The organism is Aquiflexum balticum DSM 16537, assembly GCF_900176595.1.
GTDB classification, from domain to species: Bacteria; Bacteroidota; Bacteroidia; order Cytophagales; family Cyclobacteriaceae; genus Aquiflexum; species Aquiflexum balticum.
Genome location: NZ_LT838813.1, coordinates 1,683,669 through 1,705,756 on the forward strand (window position 1 = coordinate 1,683,669; position 22,088 = coordinate 1,705,756).

Genomic DNA, 22,088 nt, shown 5'->3' on the forward strand with positions numbered 1-22,088 from the left:
CATTTTCTGAATTTATGATTCAATCATATTGTCAAATATCCAGAGATCTATTTTTACTTTACAGGAGTGTAGGCATCTTTATACCTGGTCCATATTTCATAAATAGGATTTCCGGTTGAACTGACTCCTGTATGATGCCATTCCCCATCTATCAATTCATAATCAAAGCTCAAGCTTGCTCCGACTCTTGAATCGTCTCTTGAGAAGAATTCTATATTTTCTACATACTTCCCGTTTTCGGCAGTATATGTTCCTCCGCCAGTACCCATAAATTCCTTTGTGCCGGAGTTAAATGCAATCCACTGGAATCTGCCTCCGCTAAGTATTTTGACTGTTCTCCTGTCTCCGGGGGTGCTCCTTGAAATTTCTCCGTCCCTTTTTCTTCCTGTAAATACCCAATTGGCAGTCAGGTCGTCTTTCTTTTCACTTACCTTTTCCCAAATTTCAACCAATGTCTGTCCCTGAATTTCAGCAGAAATCACCATTTTATTATCTCCCATGTCCATATTAAACACGGTTGTTTCTCCCACAGATTCAGGTTTCATGGTAAAGAAATCAAGAATTTCCTGGTAAACATTTCCATTCAGCAAAAATTCACCGCCCCCAGCACCAACAAATTTATTAGTGCCTACTTCTTTTGCTCCAAAAGAAAAATAACCATCCTGATAAATTTTTATATATTCTTCATTTATCATCGCTTTTCCATTTTGATGGGTCATTTTCCATGCTCCTTCAATAGATTGTGCAAATGACAACCCGGGCAACATCATGAATAGCAATACCAATATTTTTTTCATAAGGAGTTTATGTTAGGTTTATGCTCGAATTTACCATTTTCTATTCGCTTATGAAAACCTTTGTACTAGGAGATAATAAAGAACAGGTATTGGAACTTATCCCTAATAAAAAAATCAAAACAGTTCAACTAGGAGCTACCAAAGTATGTGTGACAAGAGATGGAGAAGAATTTTTTGTTTTTGAAACTCTTTGCCCTCACAGAAAGGCTTCCTTGAACCAAGGTTTTATCAATGGTATGCAAGAGGTCGTGTGCCATTTGCACGAATATAGATTTGACCTGAGAACAGGTCAGGTTACTTCAGGAAGTTGTCCTGACCTCAAAATATTCCAATCTGAACTGACAGAAAATGGGCTGAAAATCCAAATATAGGCATCTAATGGAGTTTTGATCCATTCGGGACAATTTGGTCTGAAGTGGCAAGTACTACCTGTCCGGTACCGTCATCAAAACCTGTGACCAAAACCTCTGACATAAAATCCGCGATTTGCTTGGGAGCAAAATTACAAACACAGATAACTTGCTTACCTTTCAGTTCTTCAGGAGAGTATAAATCTCTGATTTGGGCAGAAGATTTTTTTACCCCCAACTGACCCAAATCTATCCAAAGTTTAAAGGCAGGTTTTCTGGTTTTTTCGAAAATTTCGGCACGAATTATCGTCCCTATTCTGATGTCAACTTTAGTGAAATCATTGAAGTCAATCGTTTGCATTGATATAAATTTTTTATAACTTTGGAAACTTAGCTGAAAATTTTCAGTTATACCTAATAGACCTATATCGCAAATGATTAAATCAACCAAAATTTCTTCAAAGGGCATCAAATCATTACCATTTTTAGGATTGTTTTGTCTTTTTTTGAGTTTTGCTTCTTTTGCACAAAATGAAAGGGACAGAAATATCCCGGATATGCCACGGAATATTGACGCTCCGAACCATTTCGAAAATTCTGAATCAAGCGCTTTGGAACCAAAGACAGAAAATTTTCAAAAACAATCAGTTGCTCCTGCTCGCAATATTCAACAGTCAAATAATTTAAATCCTGTAAAGAAAGAACCTTCTATCTATAAAGAAGGAGGGGAGAAAGAAATGAGAAAAGAGGGAATGTCCACGCTTTCCTTTAATTTGTTTTTATATATCGTGGACAAATTCAAAGAAGATTAAATGCAAATACCTATAAACTTCAAATGAAAAAAGAGGCTGAGTGGCCTCTTTTTTTTATGGTATTACTTCAAAATATTCATTTTAACAGCGAAATCCCAAATTGCTATACCCATTGACACGGAAATATTAAGAGAGTGCTTGGTGCCAAGCTGCGGGATTTCAATAATATGATCACTCAGTTTGATCACTTCTTCTTCTACTCCAAAGACCTCATTGCCAAAAACCAGTGCATATTTCAAATCTTTGTCAGGAATAAATTCATTCAAATTTGTGCTTTGATCTACTTGTTCAAATGCGCAAATCAAATATCCATCTGATTTCAGATAATCTATGGCCTCCTTTGTGGAGGCAAAATATCTCCATGAAACTGACTCCGTTGCCCCTAAGGCCGTCTTTTGGATTTCTTTGTGGGGAGGTTGACCAGTAATCCCGCAGAGGAGAATCTTTTCAACCAGAAAAGCATCGGAAGTTCTGAAGGCTGAACCCACATTATTGAGGCTTCTTACATTATCCAAAACGATAACTATAGGAGATTTTCTGACTTCTTTAAATTCCTCCACCGATAGCCGGTTGAGTTCATCCATGTTTAATTTTCTCATGTGGTTTTGTTTCCCTTTCGATATCTTTTAATTTCAGGCTTTCAATGAATTCAAAATTAACATAAAGATTTAATAAGGGGACAAAATGGCCAAAGTGAAGGAAAAGGAAGTGAAAGAAACTCCCTTGATGAAACAATACAATGCCATCAAAGCCAAACATCCTGGGGCATTGTTGCTTTTTAGGGTTGGGGATTTTTATGAGACCTTCGGTGAAGATGCCGTGGTTGCTTCCAAGGTATTGGATATCGTTCTGACCAAAAGAGCCAATGGCGCAGCTTCACATATTGAATTGGCCGGATTTCCGCACCATTCTCTTGACACCTATCTTCCAAAGCTTGTCAGGGCCGGAAACAGGGTTGCCATTTGTGATCAATTGGAAGACCCGAAAGAAGTCAAAGGAATAGTGAAAAGAGGGGTCACCGAATTGGTGACGCCAGGACTTTCATTCAATGATAACGTTCTCGACAAAAGAAAAAACAATTACCTGGCCTCAATTTATTTTGGCAAGGAAGTACTGGGAATTGCTTTTTTGGATTTGTCCACCGGTGAATTTATGTGTGCCGAAGGTTTACAGCCTTATATTGAGAAGCTTTTGCAGAGTTTTAGCCCATCGGAGGTAATCTATTCCAAATCTAACAAATCAAGGGCACAGGAGTTGCTGAAAGACCAATATAGCACCTTTCACTGTGAAGATTGGGTATTCCAATATGACTATACTTACGAAAAACTCACCAAACATTTTGAAACCAATAATTTGAAAGGTTTCGCCATTGAGAACCTTGAATATGGCATAGTGGCAGCAGGTGCAGTTTTGTATTATCTCGAAGAGACAGAACACAATGAAGTCAGGCATATTTCTTCCATTTCCCGGATTGCAGAGGAAAAATATGTGTGGTTGGACAAGTTCACAATCCGCAACCTGGAATTGGTATACCCTCAGCAAGAAGGGGGAATACCATTAATCAATATCCTCGACCAAACTGTGACCCCTATGGGTTCAAGGATGATGAGAAAATGGCTTGTCCTGCCTCTCAAAGAAAAGGAACTCATCGAAGAAAGACTTCGGGTAGTGGAATACTTTTTTGAAGAAGAAGAACTCAGGGAAGGTATTCTCGCTAATCTTAAACAAATAGGTGATTTGGAGAGACTGATCTCAAAAGTAGCGGTGGGAAGGATCAATCCAAGGGAAATGAATCAGCTCAAAAAAGCGCTTAAAATTACTGTTCCCATCAAGACGGCACTTGAATCTTCTAAAAGTGAATCGCTCAAAAAACTTGCTGACCGGATCAATGCTTGTCAATTCCTTCTTGAAAAAATAGATCGGGAATTACAGGAGGATGCTCCTATGCTTATCCATCAGGGCGGAATTATAAAATCAGGCGTAGATGCTGATCTTGACGAATACAGAGGATTGGCCAATACCGGTAAAGATTTTCTCATCTCCATGCAGCAGCGGGAAGTTCAGCGAACTGGTATTTCTTCATTAAAGGTAGCTTTCAATAAAGTCTTTGGGTATTATCTCGAAGTGACCAATTCCCATAAGGACAAAGTCCCACTGGAATGGATCAGAAAACAAACCCTGGTCAATGCGGAAAGGTATATCACTCCGGAACTGAAAGAATATGAGGAAAAAATTCTGAACGCAGAAGAACGTATGATTGCCATAGAGCAAAAGTATTTTATGGCATTGGTGCAGGATGCAGCTGAATATGTCTCCCAAATCCAACAAAACGCTCGGGTCTTGGCTACTGTTGATTGCCTTTTATCATTCGCCTTTGTTGCAAAAAATAATAATTATTGTAAACCTAAGATTGCAGATACTGATTCCCTTGAAATCAAAGATGGAAGACATGCTGTAATTGAGAAGCAACTGCCTGTGGGAGAGCATTATGTTCCCAATGATATCTACCTTGACAACCAAAGCCAACAGATTATCATCATTACAGGTCCTAATATGGCCGGTAAATCAGCTTTGTTGAGGCAAACTGCCCTGATAGTCCTTATGGCACAAATGGGAAGTTTTGTTCCGGCCTCCTATGCCAGAATAGGTATCATTGACAAAGTCTTTACCCGAGTAGGTGCATCAGATAATCTTGCCAAGGGAGAATCCACATTTATGGTGGAAATGACAGAAACTGCCAGTATCTTAAACAACCTATCTGATCGGAGTTTGGTATTGATGGATGAAATCGGGCGGGGGACTTCCACTTATGATGGGATCTCCATAGCTTGGTCTATTGTAGAATTTTTGCACAACCATCCCAAATTCAGGGCAAAAACACTTTTTGCCACCCATTATCATGAACTCAATCAATTGGCTGATGATTTTCCTAAAATCAAAAACTTCAATGTATCTGTTAAGGAAGTCGGAAACAAAGTGATATTCATGAGAAAATTAAAAGAAGGTGGAAGTGAACATAGTTTTGGTATACATGTAGCCCAGATGGCTGGAATGCCCAATCCTATCGTACTCAGGGCCTCTGAAATCATGGGGCATCTTGAAAAAGATAAGGCAATGAATGCTTCCAAAGATAAGATCAAAGATATGCCCAAGAATAATTACCAGCTCAGTCTATTTGATTTGGATCCAAAATTCAAGGAAACCCAGGAAATGTTGGAAAATATAGATATCAATACCATTTCACCTATCGAGGCCTTGATAAAACTCAATGAGATCAAGAAAAAATTGGAGAAGTGAGTAGCAAAACAATCCAAAATCGATTTGGAATAAAATTATCTGGTTAGTCTTTTGTTCGCTTTGTTGACAATTTGAAAATTAACTTGCCCAATCTATTTTGATTAATGGACTGATTATCAATTTGGAAAATCTGAGTCATGGGAATAAACAAATTTTTTGATGGTTGCTTTTTGCATATTTCAAAAACTGCTTTACCTTTGCACACACAAAAGACGAAGATGTAAGGTCATCGGCTTGATTTAATGAAAAATGCGAGAGTAGTTCATCCATGATAGCTATCGGGAGGTAGATCTCAACCGCAAATTGAAATAATGAATGCGAGAGTAGCTCAGCTGGTAGAGCACGACCTTGCCAAGGTCGGGGTCGCGAGTTCGAATCTCGTCTCTCGCTCAAAAAGCCCTTGAAAAAGGGCTTTGCTGTTTAAAAGTAAAATATACTCTAGCAGTAGAGTAAGCCGGGATGGTGGAATAGGTAGACACGCAAGACTTAAAATCTTGTGGCTTCACGGCCGTGCGGGTTCGATTCCCGCTCCTGGTACTTAAAAGTCGCTCAAAAGGCGGCTTTTTTTGTTTTATATCGATAATTGTTAAGTTTCTTTGCCACATTCATGGATGTAAAAATTCATTTCACTTTTTATTTGATTCCCCGTACCTGGTACTTCTGATTTTGAATAATTTAGGACTTATCAATTCTTATCAATATAAACAACATTAAAAGCTAAATAAAGTAGAACATTAAAAGCTAAAAATAGTAAAACATTAAAAGCTAAAACCTATATTTGTTGAAAAGGAAATTCATGGCAACACCTTCAGAAAAACTTGCTGAATCTCTCGATATTTTGAAAGATATACATGGAACAGGAACTGTGGCAATAAAATCATCTGATTTGACTCGTACCCATAGAGAACGTTTAATAAAAGCAGGGTTTCTGAAGGAAATAATTCGTGGGTGGTACATCACAACAAGACCTGACGAAACTACTGGTGAAAGCACCTCATGGTTTACTTCTTTTTGGGATTTCATAGCAGCCTATTTGCAAGAACGGTTTGGTGATAACTGGAGCCTTTCGCCTGAACAGTCTGTAATTTTGCATGCTGGAAATTTGACTGTTCCAAGACAACTCCTTGTCAGGTCCCCCCAAGCACGCAATCAAATCACAACCTTGCCTTATGAAACATCTATTTTTGAAACCAGAGCAACAATAGCCAGCTCCAAAGAAGTGGAAAAAAACAGTCATGGACTGAAGCTGTTTTCATTGGCATCTGCATTGGTAAATTGTTCAGAACCTTTTTACCGAAACAATCCAACTGAGACACGCACAGCATTAGCAACTTTTCGGGATGCATCGGAAATTTTACAAATCCTATTAGAAGGTGGACATAGTGTGGTTGCAGGAAGAATTGCAGGTGCTTTCCGAAATATAGGAAGAGAAAGAATTGCACATGACATTCTTTCCGGTATGCGCTCAGCAGGCTATCAAGTTAGCGAGAATGACCCCTTTCAAGATCCAAGTCCCTTTTCTATCCCACCCCGTCAAATATCTCCTTTCGTAAACCGAATGCGGCTAATGTGGCATTCAATGAGGGAGCCAATCATTAAAATTTTTCCCTCTGACCCTGGACAGCCAAAAGACATAGAACACTACCTTAAACTGGTTTCTGATAATTTCGTGAATGACGCCTACAATTCCCTATCCATTGAGGGCTACCGTGTCTCGGAGGAATTAATAGAAAAAATAAGGAGCGGACAATGGCAACCTGAACAAAATGATAGCGATCGACAACAGAGGGATGCACTAGCTGCAAAAGGCTATTGGGAGGCATTTCAACTGGTCAAAAAAGGAGTCGAAGCTGTACTGAAAGAAGAAAATTCAGGAACCATCGCAGATCAGCAACATCAAAATTGGTACAGAGCGCTTTTTTCACCAAGTGTCACAGCTGGCATTATTAAAGCTTCTGATTTAGCAGGGTATAGAAATCAGCCTGTTTACATAAGGAGGTCCAAACATGTCCCTCCAAATTCCGACGCAGTAAAAGACTTGATGCATGAATTTTTTGACCTGCTTACAAAAGAACCAAATGCAGCAGTCCGTGTGGTATTAGGTCATTTCATTTTCGTATATATCCATCCCTACATTGATGGCAATGGTCGGATTGCCCGCTTTTTGATGAACTTGTTTATGGCTTCGGGAGGATATCCTTGGTTGATAATACCATTGGCAAAAAGAAATGAATATATGAGTGCATTGGAAGTCGCGAGTACTCAAGGAAACATAGGCCCTTTTGCATCTTTTCTGGCGGAATTAATAGTTGAACAAGATAATAAAATCAATTAAGTGGTGTAAAATGGTGGAGTGAACTGAATTTTCGTCTAAATGAATATTAAAATCTGTAGAGAATGATGTTGAATTGAGCCCATCAAAATCAGTAAGAAAAGATAGAAATTCACGTTCTTTTGCATCCTTTCTCCTTTCATAAAATGCTGCTTTGTTAGCCTTTTCAAATCTTATATATTTCAGTATGAAATTAACCCTTTGGATTTTCATCCTTTTGCTTCCTATTGTAACACATGGACAAAACCAACTTGCAGTTGTAGATAAGCTTACCAAAAAGCCAATCCCTGGAGTAGTTGTAAAAATTCAGGGTCAAAGTAATCAGATCTCTGATTCCAGCGGTGAAATATCCCTAAACATAATTAATCCCACACTGCTTGTTTTTTCACATATTTCCTATGAAAGTCTTTCAATTTTAGTTCAGCCTGATGAAAATCTTTCTGTAGAATTGGTGCCTGCCCTCAGTTCGCTCAATGAAGTGGTGGTGGTTGGATTTGAATCAGAACGTAGTCTTGTTCACCAAGCCGGGTCAATCAGTAAAATCTTTGAACATGAATTATACAGGTTCAATGAAAACTCAGTATTGAGTGCTTTTAATACCAAACCCGGTATTCGTGTGGAAGAAAGGGCACCGGGCAGTTATAGGGTGTCTATCAGGGGCAGTTCATTAAGATCTCCTTTCGGGGTTCGGAATGTGAAAGTTTATTGGAACGACATACCTTTTACCTCTCCTGATGGAACCACTGCATTGAATATTCTGGATCTTTCCAATATCCAAAATACAGAAATAATCAAAGGCCCTGCAGGCAGTATTTATGGGGCAGGAAACGGAGGCGTAATTAGCCTGGAGAGCAGAAAAACAGTTTCTGAAAATTGTTTTTCCTCCGATTTGGGTATAGGAGATTTTGGGTTATTAAGATACCGGTTGGGAATAGATCAGAAAATAGAAAAGGGGGGAATCAATGCCTCATACGTGCATCAAAAATCTGATGGCTATAGAGAGCACAACGCCTTGGACAGGAAAGTTTTCCAACTTGCATTGCACGCCAACCCAAGTGAGAAGCAATCCCTATCCACACAGATTCTCTATTCAGACTTGTTTTATCAGATTCCGGGAGCACTTAATCAAGCACAGGTTGATGAGGACAGAACGCAAGCGCGACCGGGGTCTGTTGCCCAGAACAGTTCTATTGCACAAAAAACGCTGTATGGAACCTTTTCACATAAAATTGATCTAGGAGAAAAATGGAATAATTCCACGGCAGTCTACGTCAACACTACGGACTTTGAAAACCCATTTATATTGGACTATAAAAAAGAAACAGCATTCAGCTATGGGGGACGTTCCAAATTTTCTTATAAAGATACATGGGGCAAAATTCCTGTTCAGATAGTCGCAGGCGGGGAATATCAATATGGAAAAACATTGGCCCAAAATTTCGGGAACCGTCAGGGGCAGGCAGATACCATAAGGTTCAGTGATGATTTGGTAACAACTCAGGCTTTTTTGTTTCAGCAAATTGAAATAGAATGGACGCAAAAAGTCTTAATGACGCTCGGGCTAAGTCAAAATTTCGGAAGGTATGATATCAATAGAACTGTGGACGCTTCGCGAAATGACCCTTCGTCCAATTCCAAGGTTTTTGATCCTAACATTATTCCAAGATTGGCATTGGTATACAAAATCAATAACAGTTCGGGAGTTCACGGTAGTATCAGTTCAGGTTTTTCTCCTCCGACCATAGCCGAGGTGAGGACAAATGAGGGAAGTATTAATCTGGATCTGGAAGCTGAAAGGGGAGTGAATTATGAATTGGGATACAGAGGTACATTCGGAATTCTCAATATTGATGTTGCTGCGTTCTATTTTAAACTGGACCAGACTATCACCACATTTACCAATCCAGAGGGTGTGGTGCTTTTTAGAAATGCCGGACAAACGGATCAAAAAGGTCTGGAAGTCAATTTAGACTATGCCCTTTTCAGAAGCCAAAGCACCTTGGTTCAGGAAGTCAAACTCAATCACGCATTTACCGGTCATTATTTTCGCTTTTCAGATTTTGAAAGTGGAGGAAATGATTTTTCGGGAAATCAACTTACCGGAGTTTCACCAAATATTCTGGTCAATCTACTTGATATTAAAACCAAATTGGGTTTCTATTTCAATGTTACACACCAATTCGTAGATAGGATACCTCTGAATGATGCCAACACGGTATTTCAAGATCCATATAATCTCGTGGGGGGCCGATTTGGTTGGAGAAATACAGTGGGGAGCAAATGGGATTTTGAGGCCTATGGTGGAGTTGACAATCTTCTTGATGAAGATTATAGTCTGGGAAATGACCTAAACGCATTTGCCAATAGATTTTTCCAACCTGCTCCCGGGATTAACTGGTATGGTGGAGTAAAAGTAGGATTCAGGTATTGACAAAAAAATTGGGGATAAAAAATGAAATTTATTATCCCCTATATTTTTATCAAAAAACCGTGAAAAAAATACCTTATTGTTAATTCAAATTTACGCCTTAGGGAATTACCAAAAAATACCCTGTTTACGGTATTTTTTGGTTAAAATGAGCATTTTTTTATCAAATATTGGACAAGGCTTGAACCTTAAGACCAGATTTTACTAATAATCACTTAAAATATAAAGTGCAAATCAAGAGAAAGTGGATGTCGGGTTTTCAAAAAGTATTCGTTCAATGAACTCAGATTCCTTTGACAAAATGAAATTGGCTTTAGTTTTGAGCTAAAACCAATTGCTGTTCAAGTAATCTTCTGAGGACAACAATCCGCTCTGAGGGATATAAAATTTCTGCTGCCTTGGCTTTTTCATAAGCCAAATTGTAAGCAGCTTGATTGTTTAAAAAAATAGCCCTATTGAAATATTCAAGTCCCTTTAACTGTCTAATATTTATTGCCCTGTAAATAGATGGCTGAATCAGGCTTTTTATTGGGATATCTTTTGGATCAAGGTATAAATTGGATTGCTTAGAATCTTTCTCCACATTTTTCAGATAGGCCGTAACCTCTTCCTCATGCGTGAGATAACCGTTTTCATCCGTAGATTCAAGAACAATCAATTGATTAGCTAATCTGACTTTTATAAAAACATGGTAGGATGTTTCGATGATTTCATAATCAAATTCATAATAGTCTAAAAATGATGCCATAAGTAAAGATCCACTGACACAGTCAAATTTACCTGTTTCAATAAGTTCATTTATAGAAGCATATTGGTTATAATCGTATAAAAGATGCAATTGGCTCCTATAAAACAGCCTCCTTAAAAATTCCTCGCTTTTCTCAAACCTTTGAAAATCTTTTTCAATTTTTTTCTTCAATTTTTGGAATTTTGGACTGACAGTTCCCCAATGATCAATAAATTCTTTAGATGAAAAATCCAAATCTTCCTTTGAATCCAATGCTAATACATATCCGGGAATGGATAATTGTAGCATCAAAAAAAAGAAAATTAACCGCTTCATGTCTCAATGTTAATAAATTGTTAAGCTAAATTAACATTTAATTAATATTAAAACAAAAAAAAACCTCCGCTTTCTCGGCGGAGGTTAAAAATTTTAAAGTTTTACTAAATATTTGATTACCAAATAGTATATCTAAAACGAAGTGCTATTCTTCTTCCTGGTCTGAAACTGGTAAATATTTCATCTTCTGCACCATACATTCTAAAGGTCTCCTGTCTTAAATCATCCAATAGGTTGGTAACATTAAAAGTGGTTTGGATCCTATCATTTTTTCCCCATGTCTTGTTAATGTTCAGATTAAGAGAGTGGAATGGAACAGTGTAAGTATCTGTTCTATTGCCAAATCCCACAAAAGTAAGGGTAGGTCCCTGTACGTTATAGAATACTCCTGCCTCTAATCCGGATACCATACTATTATATGAAAACCCAAAATTGATGATATATGGGGCTTGACCTGCCATTTGTCTGGTCCTTCCTACAACTTCACCTTCTCTGGCTGTCAACTCTCTGGATCTGAATTCTGACTCAGCCATATCAATGGATGACTCTACAAAAGTCAGGTTTGTATTGAAAAAGAAGTTTTCCAACTTTGGTGAAAACATGGAAAGTGATTTTCTAACTTCCAATTCAACCCCAAGAACAGTTCCATCTCCAACATTTCTAGGCTGAAAAGCTCCAGGGTCTGACAGGAATTGGACCATTTCAATAGGATTATCAAAAGTTTTATAAAATACACTTCCTGATATAATCTCGCTACGTTGCAGGAATTTTTCCCATCTCAGATCAAGATTATTGATTCTTGTTGCTTGAAGGTTTCCATCCCAAAGAATCTCAGTCCCTCCATTCGTTGTTTCAGGAAAAAGCGATCCAACAAATGACCTTCCGGTAAGGGGATCCAAAATCTCAGCAAATGAAAGCTCTTTGAAAGATGGTCTGGCGATTGTCCTGGATGCAGCTAAACGGATGTTTTGATTGGTTCCCACAGATTGAACCAAATTTACAGTTGGGAAGAAATCCAGATCATCCAAGACTTTCTCATTATCAAATACTATTGTATTTGTTTGGTTGGTTCCGGTATAAAACTGCTCATATTTCTCAACTCTCAGACCTACAATCGCCCTTAAATTGGTGAAAGGGTTAAATTCGGTGGAAACATAGCCTGCTTTATTATTCAGATTGGCATTGAATTGATTTGGATTGATCGGAATAAATGTGGGATCATATCTGATACCGTTTCTATTGGTTGATGAAAAGAGGTTTTCCTCGAGCAAAACACGGTTGGGGTCACCATCAAAAACAGTATTTCCGGTATTGAATTGAAAATCCTCTATCAAAAAATCCCTGTTTTTATATACATAGGCAGCTCCAAATCTTATTTTTGCTGCTCTTCCTGCCATCAGGTAATCCTTTGAGATATCAAAATTTCCAAAAAGATTTTCTTCTTCCAAATTTCTCCAAATTCGGGTAGGCAATCCTACTTCCGTCCCGATTGTATTTTCAGGGACCCTGAATCTGGTTATTCTCACATCCGGATCTTCAATAGTGGATTTCGTAGGTGACACTTTCCAATCGAATTGCCACTTTCTGTTTTTTGTATAGTGTGATCCTGTAAGCAAAAGGTTCATCATTGACTTTTCGCTGTATTCGATATTATATTGATCAGCTTCGAATTCTGCACCTAGGTTTGTATTCACGAAATTGAATTGGCCCACTTTTGACTCTCCACTTTGCAGCCTTAGAAAGTTCAATTTGATTTTGGTGAAATCAGACTTATAAGCAATCCCTGCTATTCCACCCAGCAAAACGCTGTTTGCAGTGTAATTTCCTTTCGATTTTTCCAAAGCCTCTAATTCAGTATCAGAAGCATCTCTTGGCTTACCATATAAATTGAATTCAGCATCCTGAAAAAACTGGGTTTCATTTCTATATGTGAAGGCAAGGTTATATCCAAATTTCTTGTTTTTGATGTTAAACTGGTCACCAATGGAATAACCCATTGCAAAATCCATAGGACTGGTTTTTGCAGTTCCGCCCAAGGTTGGATTAAAGTCTCTTAAAATGGTTTGGAAAAGCTGACCTCTTTCTGAATTTGGGTTACCCACAACTTCTGCAAACTGTGGAATATCATCAATTCCCTGCGTAGGTATGGTCCTTGTCCCATCATCAAATCCCAACCAATCTTTACTTCCACCTGCTATTGCTAAAGAATTATTCTTAAAATGCATATTTGGATTATATCCGCCCGTGAAACTGACTACTTGGGTTTTTTCTTCGGGAAAATCCTTAGTTTCAATATTCACTATTCCTCCTGTAAAATCCGCAGGCAATTCAGCAGTAAATGATTTGGACACAATGATATTATCGATCACGTTCGTTGGAAAAATATCCATTTGTATGGTGTTCCTATCAGGATCTAGACCAGGTACTTCAACTCCATTGAGGATGGTTTTGGTATATCTGTCCCCCAAACCTCTGATATAAACATATTTCCCACCTTCAACTGAAACTCCTGTTACTCTTTTGATAGCTGCGGCTGCGTCACCATCCCCGATTTGGCGGAAGGTGGCATTTGAAATCCCGTCAAGAAGATTCGCGGAATTTCTTTTGACACTCATCAAGGCAGCTTCTGTTGTTCGTATTGCCTCAGCAGAAACTGTTACAGTCTCTAAATCAGAAGTAAACTCTGACATTTTTATTGTCTCAAACAAAGCTACTTTCCCAGGTCCCACTTCTACATTACTTATTTCAATAGTATTGTATGAAATAAATGAAATTTTAAGGGAATAAGTACCTGGATCAACTTGTATTTCAAATTGCCCATCGAAGTCGGTTACAGCCCCTGTTTGGGATTCTACCACAAGCACCGCAACACCGAACAACGGTTCACCGGTACCTTCATCATAGATAGTGCCTCTGATAGTCCCTTTTTGCGCAAAAGCGTATATGCTTAGAAAAAGGGAAAGTGAGGTAATTAGTATTTTTTTCATAAATGAATTTTTTTACAGCACGTCGAACATATTTGAGATAAAAAAATAAATAGTAGAGGCTATTGCATTAGCCTCTACTATTTTTAAAGATTAAATTTTATTTTAAAGCATTAAGATTTCCTGCTACTGCGGTCCAAGACCATCCTGCAAAAGCTGCTTTTGTGGCACCAATTGTATTTTGATGTAGCGCGACATCGGAAGCATGCACGTGGGTTCCGTTCCTGAATACTGTGGTTAGCAATACACCTGCAGGTGAGGTAACTTCCAATGAATTGAAGGCTAATGCACCACTTGCAAAATTTGCCAAAGACTTGTCTCCACTTACAGACAAATCACCTCTACCACCATTTACAGCCGGATCTGTGAAACCGAAGAAATAAATATTTTCAAATGTGCCATTGGCACCATCTCTGAAATCGCCTAATTCCGCGACAGCATTTCCAATCACCGTACCATTCTTAACAGTATGCCCGTCAATCATAGAACCTTCAGGTCCATCAATTTCCAAAGCATGGTCAGTTTCTGTACCGCAGATAACTATGAAGTTGTCTAGAGTTCCTGCCCAAGCCTGATCAGTATCGATGGCATCATCTCCAGCATTCCATACAATAACATTTTTTACATCTACTGTTCCTCCAAACCATTCTACACCATCATCCTGATTGGCAATGACCTCTACATTCTCAATAACTGTGGCAGAACCCACACCACCTAGGGTCAATCCATTGATTTCATTTCCTTCACCGATATTGGCACCACCATGTCGGATAGAAATGAATTTAATCACACCGGAATTGTCGTCAGGAATATTTCCACCATACAATCCGTTTGTATCAGATGGTGGTATACCTTCAATCTGTACTTCAGTGACATCACCTGCAAAAGAACCTGGTGCTCTTCCCAATACAATCAATCCACCCCAAAGTCCATTTATAGTGGGATCAAGATTTGGACTTGCTACCATTCCTGATTCAATTTCATCAGCAACAGAGGTAAAAATAATAGGTGCACTAGCAGTTCCATTAGCGAAGATTTTTCCACCTCTAGCTACAATTAGCGCTGTAGCATTTGGCCCTGAACCAACTTCTCCTTTGATTACAGTGCCAGCTTCAATCGTCAATTCTCCTCCAGATACAATGAAAATCCTTCCACCGAGAACATAGGTTTTATCAGCTGTCCAAGTAACTTTTCCTGAAATATTACTTGTAACTCTCACTGTCGTCTCAGCAGCTTGAACTGTCAATACATGGGTGACTTTAGCTGAAGATCCATCTCTATCAGTGGCAGTGAACTCAAATACAAGGTTTTTACCGGCATCTGCAGGAGTTGCAGTGTAGGAAAATACCTGTTGTACCGAAGGTTCACCATTAAGAGTAACATTGGCAATGGATGTTCCATCTTTGGTAATTGAGAATGAAGCCAAGCCGTCTTGAGCTGTTATCGTAGCAGTTACTGGACCAACTGTCCCTCCCGCTGGAATGGTCTCTGTTGGCGGAATACCTGAAATTGTTACAGGATTATTCGGCTCCGGATCATCAGTACAGCTTGCAAAGACCATGACCATGGCCGCCAGCACTAGAAGATTGGAATAAATTTTTTGCATGATTAATAAAGTTTAGTAATTGTTTTTTGATTTACTGATGCAAATCTGGCCCAAAAAAAAATAGGAGTGATGTTTTAGAAATTATGCTTTTTTTAAAAAGTCAACACAAAATTTAATATTCCAATAACCTTCAAAACAAAAAAAAATCCTTAATTTCTTAAGGATTTGATTTAAATACCAATAGATGCTATTTCAATGTTACGGATTTGTTAATTGGTATTTTTTCCAAAAATATCTTTACCAAATCCCTTGTACTGATATTGTCAGCTTCCGCTTCATAATTAAGAATCAAGCGGTGATTAAGTACATCTTCAGCCACTGCTTTGATATCTTCGGGCAAAACATAATCCCTACCATCCATATAGGCCACAGCCCTTGAAGCCAAATGAAGATTGATACTTGCTCTGGGAGAAACCCCAAACTGAATGTATTTGGCTTCTTCCTTCATCCCGTATTTTTCAGGAGACCTGGTCGCAAATACCAATTCAATGATGTAGTTTTCCAAAGGTTCGGCTATTTTGACTTCATTGATCTGATGGCGGATTGCAAAAATATCCTCTTTGGAAAGTACGGCATTGACCTCGGAGCTGAAGGACATATTGGCCATGCGGCGCATAACCTCCATTTCGTCTGATTTGGAAGGGTAATCTATATGTACCTTCATCATAAATCTATCTACCTGTGCTTCCGGCAAGGGATAGGTTCCTTCTTGGTCTACAGGGTTCTGGGTAGCCAATACCAAAAAAGGTCTGTCTAACTGAAAAGTCGTTTCTCCAATAGTAACCTGCTTTTCCTGCATGGCCTCTAAGAGTGCAGATTGTACTTTGGCAGGAGACCTATTGACCTCATCCGCCAATATGATGTTGGCGAAAATGGGCCCTTTTTTGACCTCAAAGCTTGCCTCCTGCTGATTGTAAATCATCGTACCCACGAGATCTGATGGTAGTAAATCGGGGGTAAACTGAATTCTTTTGAAATCAAGATGTAAAACTCTGGCCAGGGTGTTTACCGTCAATGTCTTCGCCAACCCTGGTACACCTTCCAATAGAATATGGCCATTGGTAAATAACCCAATCAACAACCTATTGACCATACGGTCTTGGCCTACTACTACTTTTTTAACTTCTTCGATGACCTGTTGGATCTTGTCCTGATGCATGGAATATTTTTAATTTATTATTTGAAATATTGAAATAAGGTTGATATACAGTTGAAATATGAGCTTGTCCGCCGTGGCGGATAGAAATAGCGTTGAGATAAATTGAAATAAAACTCTTTAATCAATCGTATTTTTCAAATTCAGAGTGATTCCAATGCCTTACGTCTTGTGTTTCACATCTCACTTCTTATATCTCACGTCTTAAGTCTCTTTAAAGAGGGCTAAATTATAACAAAATACCCTTTATCCCAATTTCTGTTTTTTCTTAATTGATGGATGGTAGGAATTGACAGAAATTTACCTTGCTGCATATCTGAAATACCTTGAGAAAATTGTGTTGTTCAAGATTAGCCCCCCTATCACTTTTTGAGTTTTATATTCAATAACCTGTACAGTTCCTCTTTTTCATATTCCCTTATTTCTCCTACATCCATGCCTTCAATTTCCAAAGATTCCACAGACCACCTGACCAATCTCAATGTGGGTAATCCTACTGCTGCGGTCATTTTCCGAACCTGACGGTTTTTACCTTCTATCAGTTTGAGTTCGATCCAAGAATCCGGAACGGACTTTCTATATCGAATGGGTGGATTTCTTTCAGGTAATATTGGAGGTTGCTGTAAATGCTTTGCAAAAGCCTTTTTGGTCCGATAAATCTTACCATCAATAGTAATATCAACTCCGGATTCCAATAATTGAATGGCTTTAGCATCAGGAATCCCTTCGACCTGGGCCAAGTATGTCCTGATATGCCGAAACTTGGGGTCTAGCAGGTGATGGTTGAGCACTTTGTCATCAGTCAATAAAAGTAAACCTTCTGAATCCTTATCCAATCTTCCTACTGGATATACTTCTTTGGGGAAGTCTGCAATGTCCTTCAAGGTATCCTTGTCCCCGGAAAACTGACTGAGAATTCCAAAAGGCTTGTAAATAACAAAATACCTGTAATTGGTCATTTAAGGGAAATATTTGTTTGAACCACAAAAGAAACTAAAGGTCACAAAAGATTCACTTCCGATTTATTATTATGTTCACTTATGAAGCTTTTGTGGTTCTAAATTTTTTTAACTACCACAACCTATGCAGTCAAAATGGCTGTCAATAGGTTTGACGCCTTTCAGTTGCATTTCTAAATTATGGATTTGGTCCCTTGTTTCCATATCCTGAAACATGTCTCCTGTGAGATTGGATTTTAGATTTTCGATTTCCTGCTCTATGGCAATTTTTTGTTCTGTACTCATGACAAATGGATTAAGTTGTTAGCGATGGACAATATAAAAAAGTTCTGGAAAAAAATAGATCTCCTGATTCACAGATTGCAATTAATGTTAAATATTACCAGAATCAATATCTGTAATTTCAACCTTACTTTTAAAATCTAAAATCTTACTTTCCAAATGGTGGAACAATCTGTCCATATATTTTGTCAGTTAATTGAATCTTTAATCACCTATTTTTGACAAAAAGGAAAAAATCATGGAAAAGGATACTCTTAAATCCCTTATTGAATTCAGAAAAACCTTACATCAATTCCCGGAGATTTCCGGGGATGAAAAAGAAACTGCAAAAAGGGTTCTGAATTTTTTCGGTGATCTCAATCCGACCAAAGTAATCCAAAAATTGGGCGGGCATGGCCTGGCTTTTGTTTTTGAAGGAAAAGAGGATGGCCCGGTTTCTCTCTACCGTTGTGAATTGGACGGTTTGCCTATCAAAGAAGAAAACAACATCAAACATATCAGTAAAGTACCAGGCAAATCCCATGTATGTGGACATGATGGCCATATGGCGATTATCAGCGGTTTGGGCATTCATCTTTCCAAAAATCCTCCATTAAAGGGGAAAGTCGTATTGTTGTTTCAACCGGCGGAAGAAACAGGTGCAGGAGCTGAAGCAGTCATCAAAGATCCAAAGTTCAAAGCCATCAAACCGGATTTTGCTTTTGCCCTTCATAACCTTCCCACTTTTGAAAGCAAGCAGATTATTTTAAAAAAAGGAGCATTTGCAGCAGCATCTGTCGGGATGACCATTCATTTGAAAGGTAGAAATTCGCATTCAGCACATCCCGAAGCTGGCAATAGTCCGGCGGAAGCCATGGCCAAAACCATAGTGGCTTTGGAAAGACTTCCTGATGCCATGAAAAAATTTAGTTTGGTGACCGTCATTCATGCCCAATTGGGTGAAATAGCTTTCGGCACTACACCTGGAGAGGCTAGTGTAAGGGCCACGCTCAGGGCTCATGAAAATGAAACGAGGGATTTGTTGGTTTCCTATGCTGAAAAGTTGGTAATAAAGATTGCCAAAGAATATGGGCTTGAAGTTTCTTTTGAATACGTTGAGAGTTTTGCAGCCACGCACAATGACGAAGATGCCTGGAATCTTGGAAATGAAGCTGCAAAAAAACTAAAGCTCAGAACCAAACACATCCGCATACCTTTCAGATGGTCAGAGGATTTCGGACTTTTTTCAAGCCATACAAAAACCTTGCTTTTCGGATTGGGATCAGGAAAAAAACAACCTCAATTGCATGAACCTAACTTCGACTTCCCTGATGAACTCATTCCTGTTGGGGTGGATATGTTCAAAGAAATCACTAAGGAACTCCACGGATAAAGCAGGACTAGGCTACCAATTCTCTTTCTCTCGATGTAAGTATGGGTTCAGCTATTTCCTCATTCCGACCTGCATTCTTTAAGAATAGATAATGAGATTTCAATGCACTCATAAAGGTGTCATTCTCATTATAAGGCAGATCAAATTCATGCGCAGTCTTTTTGACAATGTCTGAAATGGCGGGATAATGAATATGACAGACTTTTGGAAACAGATGATGCTCCACCTGGAAGTTCAATCCTCCACACAGGAAAGCAGCAATTTTACTTTTCCTGGCAAAATTGGCAGTTGTCCGCATTTGATGTTCTGCCCATGATTCTTCAATATTCTCATTTTCTTTCGGATGGGGCATGTCTGTATCTTCAACCAAATGAGCCAATTGAAATACAAGACCCAGTACCAAACCTTCTGCAAAATTCATCACCAGGAAACCAATCATAAATTGCCACCAAGTGATGTCCATCACTAGCATCGGTATGACTATATAGATTCCATAATACATCAACTTGTAAAAGAATAGGTTGAAATACTCTATTTTGGGATGGTTATTGACATGGGAGCCGATTTTTTTCTGAAAAAACTTGACGTAATCTTTTCTGAAAAACCATGAAAGAGAAGCCAAAGAATAAAGTGCGAATGAATAAATATGTTGATACCTGTGGAAAGGTTTCAAAGGCTCCTCAGGTGAAACCCTGACCATTCCCGGGGCAACATCCAAATCTCCATCGTGGCCGATTATATTGGTATAAGTATGATGCACCTTGTTATGTGTAATATTCCAAACATATACATTTGCTCCAATAAAATGGAAAATAAATCCAAGAGCCTTGTTTACCCAAGCATGTTTGGAATAAGAACCATGTAATGCATCATGGCAAACATTGAAACCTATAAATGCCATATTCATCCCCAACATAATTGCCAGGAAGAAATTGACATAAGTGGGGAAAAACTCCAATAAAATCACAAAATATAAACCTATCCAGGAACCAAGATATAGAACTGTTTTCCAAACCATTGCTGCATTCGCATTTTTGGAAATATTATTTTCATTGAAATATGTGTTAACTCTGTTTTTTATGGTTACAAAAAACTGCGAATTCCCCTTGTCATTAAATCTGAGGGATTGGTTCATAGGTATTATTTTTGAAATGGTAAGAAATTTATTATCGTGATCAGCTTAAAAAAATCTACTTGGGGTGATTATTTTCAGTGTTTTCAGTCATGCTATAAAAGTGGTGAAATTAGTTTTCAATTCATAATTAATATGTAAATCTTGTAATAATCAAGCTTCAAAATGATAGAGAAAGACCAAAACTCCTGTAAAAGCCGGTTTTTTTTGGTCCTTGATTTCCAATTTGACATTTACCTCCGCTTTAACGGTTCCTCTAAGATTGACAACGTTTTTCAGATTGGCACTAAGCCTTACTTCATTATCAACCAAAACCGCTTGTGCAAAACGAAGGTTTTCAATGCCATAGTTGACCATCATTTTGAGGTTTTTGACATGGATGATCTGATCCCAAAGATAGGGGACCAAAGAAAGTGTCAGATAACCATGGGCAATGGTATCTCCAAAGGCCCCCTCATTTTTTGCCCTTTCGGGATCGGTATGGATCCATTGATGGTCAATGGTAGCATCAGCAAATTTATTGATCTGATCTTGGGTGATTGGATGATATTCGGAAACGCCCAATTCTTTACCTATATATTGTTCAAAATCCTCGAAGCTTTCAATAGTGATATGACTCATGATATTTGGTGGTTTTTAAAAATTAAAGGTAAAGAAATCTGATAAAATCACCTTATTTTGTTTTTTAAATAAACACATATGGACAATAGTTCACCTAAATATATTCATGGTTATCTTGAACAAGAGCAGGAAAGACTACGGGAACAGGCTTTGGTGATAGAAAGGCCCATCTACGACTATATTGATTTTTCAGAAGTCAATGAATTACTGGAAATAGGGAGTGGGGTAGGTGCTCAGACCGAAATCCTTCTGAGGAGATTTCCACATCTCCATATCACAGGTGTTGAATACGAATCCCGGCAAGTAAAAAAAGCCCTGGAAAACATGTCCAAGTTAGGATATGATGAAAGAAAAGTGACATTTGTGCAGCAAGATGCCAAAAAACTTCATTTGGAGAAGCAGTATGATGCGGCATTTATCTGTTGGGTTTTAGAACATATTTCTGATCCTGTCAAAGTTTTGGTGAGTATGAAGCCATTTTTAAAACCTAATGCCAAAGTGTCCATTACAGAAGTATTCAACAGTACCTTCTATACTTATCCTGTGAAAAATGAAGTAATGGACTATTGGAAAATATACAACGAATATCAGGTTCAGATAGGCGGTGATCCACAGGTTGGGGTTAGATTGGGAGATCTCTTGGAAGAAGCAGGCTATCACCATATTGACTTAAGATCCGGTGGCTTTCATTTGGACAGCAGGCAACCGGAAGAAAAGAGCGTGGTTTTTAATTACTGGAAAAACCTGATGAGCAGCGGAGCGCCTTCCTTATTGGAAGAAGGACTGATTACCGAAAAACAAATTAAAGAAATGCAACAGGCTATGGACGACTTAAGGGAAATGCCACACGCTGTTTTTTATTATAGATTTATACAGGCCACAGCCTTTGCTTAAGAT

18 protein-coding genes and 2 tRNA genes are annotated in these 22,088 nt (G+C 38.5%); 9 read left to right on the forward strand and 11 right to left on the reverse strand.

The genetic code is table 11. From position 1 onward, the window contains the following. Positions 1-53: 53 nt before the first annotated feature. Positions 54-797: a hypothetical protein gene (locus B9A52_RS07230; protein ID WP_084119670.1), complete on the reverse strand. Its 744-nt coding sequence runs from the start codon at positions 795-797 to the stop codon at positions 54-56. A gap of 50 nt (positions 798-847) precedes the next feature. On the opposite strand from B9A52_RS07230, the gene B9A52_RS07235 reads away from it, so the two are divergent. Beyond that, on the forward strand, positions 848-1,168 hold the full coding sequence (locus tag B9A52_RS07235; RefSeq protein WP_084123428.1) for a Rieske (2Fe-2S) protein: 321 nt from the start codon (positions 848-850) through the stop codon (positions 1,166-1,168). 4 nt (positions 1,169-1,172) lie between these two features. Here B9A52_RS07235 and B9A52_RS07240 read toward each other — a convergent pair whose 3' ends face one another. Next, complete coding sequence (locus B9A52_RS07240; protein ID WP_084119671.1) at positions 1,173-1,508, reverse strand: tRNA-binding protein; 336 nt, start codon at positions 1,506-1,508, stop codon at positions 1,173-1,175. A gap of 73 nt (positions 1,509-1,581) precedes the next feature. Between B9A52_RS07240 and B9A52_RS07245 the strand changes: the two genes are divergently transcribed. Beyond that, the gene (locus tag B9A52_RS07245; RefSeq protein ID WP_084119672.1) at positions 1,582-1,959 is read left to right on the forward strand and encodes a hypothetical protein; all 378 of its coding nucleotides are present in this window, start codon (positions 1,582-1,584) and stop codon (positions 1,957-1,959) included. A gap of 62 nt (positions 1,960-2,021) precedes the next feature. Here the strand turns inward: B9A52_RS07245 and B9A52_RS07250 are convergent, their stop codons facing one another. Then, positions 2,022-2,558 carry an RNA methyltransferase gene (locus B9A52_RS07250; RefSeq protein ID WP_084119673.1) on the reverse strand — a complete coding sequence of 179 codons (537 nt, stop codon included), beginning with the start codon at positions 2,556-2,558 and terminating at the stop codon, positions 2,022-2,024. 85 nt (positions 2,559-2,643) lie between these two features. Here B9A52_RS07250 and mutS point away from each other — a divergent pair, with 85 nt between their 5' ends. The 5 genes from mutS (at position 2,644) to B9A52_RS07280 (ending at position 10,019) form a co-directional block, all read left to right on the forward strand. Continuing rightward, positions 2,644-5,256 carry a DNA mismatch repair protein MutS gene (gene mutS, locus B9A52_RS07255; RefSeq protein ID WP_084119674.1) on the forward strand — a complete coding sequence of 871 codons (2,613 nt, stop codon included), beginning with the start codon at positions 2,644-2,646 and terminating at the stop codon, positions 5,254-5,256. A gap of 317 nt (positions 5,257-5,573) precedes the next feature. After that, positions 5,574-5,646: transfer RNA gene (locus B9A52_RS07260), tRNA-Gly, on the forward strand. Positions 5,647-5,709: 63 nt separating this feature from the next. Next, positions 5,710-5,793, forward strand: a tRNA-Leu gene (locus tag B9A52_RS07265). A gap of 244 nt (positions 5,794-6,037) precedes the next feature. Next, on the forward strand, positions 6,038-7,591 hold the full coding sequence (locus B9A52_RS07270; protein WP_197687279.1) for a Fic family protein: 1,554 nt from the start codon (positions 6,038-6,040) through the stop codon (positions 7,589-7,591). A gap of 184 nt (positions 7,592-7,775) precedes the next feature. Continuing rightward, complete coding sequence (locus tag B9A52_RS07280) at positions 7,776-10,019, forward strand: TonB-dependent receptor domain-containing protein (protein WP_084119677.1); 2,244 nt, start codon at positions 7,776-7,778, stop codon at positions 10,017-10,019. A gap of 310 nt (positions 10,020-10,329) precedes the next feature. Here the strand turns inward: B9A52_RS07280 and B9A52_RS07285 are convergent, their stop codons facing one another. The 6 genes from B9A52_RS07285 to B9A52_RS25850 all read right to left on the reverse strand — a co-directional run bounded on the left by B9A52_RS07285 (position 10,330) and on the right by B9A52_RS25850 (position 18,069). Next, positions 10,330-11,052: a hypothetical protein gene (locus tag B9A52_RS07285; protein ID WP_157370096.1), complete on the reverse strand. Its 723-nt coding sequence runs from the start codon at positions 11,050-11,052 to the stop codon at positions 10,330-10,332. 143 nt (positions 11,053-11,195) lie between these two features. Beyond that, positions 11,196-14,066: a TonB-dependent receptor gene (locus tag B9A52_RS07290; protein ID WP_084119679.1), complete on the reverse strand. Its 2,871-nt coding sequence runs from the start codon at positions 14,064-14,066 to the stop codon at positions 11,196-11,198. Positions 14,067-14,163: 97 nt separating this feature from the next. Continuing rightward, complete coding sequence (locus B9A52_RS07295; protein WP_084119680.1) at positions 14,164-15,669, reverse strand: hypothetical protein; 1,506 nt, start codon at positions 15,667-15,669, stop codon at positions 14,164-14,166. A gap of 187 nt (positions 15,670-15,856) precedes the next feature. Next, entirely contained in the window at positions 15,857-16,828 is a 972-nt protein-coding gene (locus tag B9A52_RS07300) for an AAA family ATPase (protein ID WP_084119681.1), read from the reverse strand. A 359-nt stretch (positions 16,829-17,187) separates the two neighbouring features. Continuing rightward, complete coding sequence (locus B9A52_RS07305; RefSeq protein WP_084119682.1) at positions 17,188-17,784, reverse strand: pseudouridine synthase; 597 nt, start codon at positions 17,782-17,784, stop codon at positions 17,188-17,190. Positions 17,785-17,892: 108 nt separating this feature from the next. Beyond that, positions 17,893-18,069: a hypothetical protein gene (locus tag B9A52_RS25850; RefSeq protein WP_172805180.1), complete on the reverse strand. Its 177-nt coding sequence runs from the start codon at positions 18,067-18,069 to the stop codon at positions 17,893-17,895. A gap of 235 nt (positions 18,070-18,304) precedes the next feature. On the opposite strand from B9A52_RS25850, the gene B9A52_RS07310 reads away from it, so the two are divergent. Continuing rightward, a complete protein-coding gene (locus B9A52_RS07310) occupies positions 18,305-19,438 on the forward strand; it encodes an amidohydrolase (protein ID WP_084119683.1) in 1,134 nt (377 codons plus the stop codon). 7 nt (positions 19,439-19,445) lie between these two features. Here the strand turns inward: B9A52_RS07310 and B9A52_RS07315 are convergent, their stop codons facing one another. Together B9A52_RS07315 and B9A52_RS07320 are read right to left on the reverse strand one after the other, a co-directional pair. Continuing rightward, on the reverse strand, positions 19,446-20,573 hold the full coding sequence (locus B9A52_RS07315; RefSeq protein ID WP_084119684.1) for a fatty acid desaturase family protein: 1,128 nt from the start codon (positions 20,571-20,573) through the stop codon (positions 19,446-19,448). 150 nt (positions 20,574-20,723) lie between these two features. Then, a complete protein-coding gene (locus tag B9A52_RS07320; protein WP_084119685.1) occupies positions 20,724-21,191 on the reverse strand; it encodes a MaoC family dehydratase in 468 nt (155 codons plus the stop codon). A 78-nt stretch (positions 21,192-21,269) separates the two neighbouring features. Here B9A52_RS07320 and B9A52_RS07325 point away from each other — a divergent pair, with 78 nt between their 5' ends. Then, a complete protein-coding gene (locus tag B9A52_RS07325; protein WP_084119686.1) occupies positions 21,270-22,085 on the forward strand; it encodes a methyltransferase in 816 nt (271 codons plus the stop codon). Positions 22,086-22,088 lie beyond the last annotated feature (3 nt).

Excerpts from the sequence above, each read along its gene's own strand:
- B9A52_RS07230 (WP_084119670.1), bottom strand. The coding sequence starts at position 797 with ATGAAAAAAATATTGGTATTGCTATTCATGATGTTGCCCGGGTTGTCA.
- B9A52_RS07235 (WP_084123428.1), top strand. The coding sequence starts at position 848 with ATGAAAACCTTTGTACTAGGAGATAATAAAGAACAGGTATTGGAACTT.
- B9A52_RS07240 (WP_084119671.1), bottom strand. The coding sequence starts at position 1,508 with ATGCAAACGATTGACTTCAATGATTTCACTAAAGTTGACATCAGAATA.
- B9A52_RS07245 (WP_084119672.1), top strand. The coding sequence starts at position 1,582 with ATGATTAAATCAACCAAAATTTCTTCAAAGGGCATCAAATCATTACCA.
- B9A52_RS07250 (WP_084119673.1), bottom strand. The coding sequence starts at position 2,558 with ATGAGAAAATTAAACATGGATGAACTCAACCGGCTATCGGTGGAGGAA.
- mutS (WP_084119674.1), top strand. The coding sequence starts at position 2,644 with ATGGCCAAAGTGAAGGAAAAGGAAGTGAAAGAAACTCCCTTGATGAAA.
- B9A52_RS07280 (WP_084119677.1), top strand. The coding sequence starts at position 7,776 with ATGAAATTAACCCTTTGGATTTTCATCCTTTTGCTTCCTATTGTAACA.
- B9A52_RS07285 (WP_157370096.1), bottom strand. The coding sequence starts at position 11,052 with ATGCTACAATTATCCATTCCCGGATATGTATTAGCATTGGATTCAAAG.
- B9A52_RS07290 (WP_084119679.1), bottom strand. The coding sequence starts at position 14,066 with ATGAAAAAAATACTAATTACCTCACTTTCCCTTTTTCTAAGCATATAC.
- B9A52_RS07295 (WP_084119680.1), bottom strand. The coding sequence starts at position 15,669 with ATGCAAAAAATTTATTCCAATCTTCTAGTGCTGGCGGCCATGGTCATG.
- B9A52_RS07300 (WP_084119681.1), bottom strand. The coding sequence starts at position 16,828 with ATGCATCAGGACAAGATCCAACAGGTCATCGAAGAAGTTAAAAAAGTA.
- B9A52_RS07305 (WP_084119682.1), bottom strand. The coding sequence starts at position 17,784 with ATGACCAATTACAGGTATTTTGTTATTTACAAGCCTTTTGGAATTCTC.
- B9A52_RS25850 (WP_172805180.1), bottom strand. The coding sequence starts at position 18,069 with ATGAGTACAGAACAAAAAATTGCCATAGAGCAGGAAATCGAAAATCTA.
- B9A52_RS07310 (WP_084119683.1), top strand. The coding sequence starts at position 18,305 with ATGGAAAAGGATACTCTTAAATCCCTTATTGAATTCAGAAAAACCTTA.
- B9A52_RS07315 (WP_084119684.1), bottom strand. The coding sequence starts at position 20,573 with ATGAACCAATCCCTCAGATTTAATGACAAGGGGAATTCGCAGTTTTTT.
- B9A52_RS07320 (WP_084119685.1), bottom strand. The coding sequence starts at position 21,191 with ATGAGTCATATCACTATTGAAAGCTTCGAGGATTTTGAACAATATATA.
- B9A52_RS07325 (WP_084119686.1), top strand. The coding sequence starts at position 21,270 with ATGGACAATAGTTCACCTAAATATATTCATGGTTATCTTGAACAAGAG.